Here is a 652-nt window from a genome sequence, read left to right as displayed (position 1 = left end):
TTGTTGCACGAGGCGGATTTTTACGATTTGACCCGCGCGTATCTTGAGCGTTGCCATGAAGACAATGTCGTGCATACGGAAATATTTTTTGATCCGCAAACCCATACTGCGCGGGGCGTGACGTTTGAAACCGTGATTAACGGCATTGTCCGCGCCTGTCATGAAGCCGGGCAGCAATGGGGCATAAGCACGCGTTTGATTATGTGTTTCCTGCGGCATTTGTCGGAAGAAAGCGCATTTGAAACCTTAAATCAGGCTTTGCCTTATAAAGAACACATCATCGGCGTAGGCTTGGATTCGAGCGAACTGGGGCATCCGCCGTCTTCGTTGGAGCGCGTGTTTGCGCAGGCGCGGGCGGAGGGTTTGTTGACGGTGGCGCATGCCGGAGAAGAAGGCCCGCCGGAATATGTTTATGAGGCTTTGGACTTACTGCATATCCGCCGTATCGATCATGGCGTACGGGCGGAAGAAGATGGGGCGTTGATGGCGCGTTTGATTAAAGAACAAATGCCGTTGACCGTTTGCCCGTTGAGCAATTTGAAATTAAAAGTATTTCCGGAGATGGCGAAACACAATTTGCGCCGTATGTTGCAACGCGGCGTGTTGGTAACCGTCAATTCCGATGATCCGGCATATTTCGGCGGCTATATGA

1 protein-coding gene is annotated in these 652 nt (G+C 51.5%); it reads left to right on the top strand.

Translation table 11 applies throughout. The annotated features are described in order from the left end of the window. Positions 1–652, top strand: a 652-nt coding sequence (gene add, locus ACTHS3_RS16475) for an adenosine deaminase (RefSeq protein ID WP_440368571.1), incomplete at both ends; no start/stop codon positions are given.

The organism is Neisseria sp. P0009.S007 (assembly GCF_051962515.1).
This window is presented reverse-complemented; position numbering and strand designations above follow the sequence as displayed.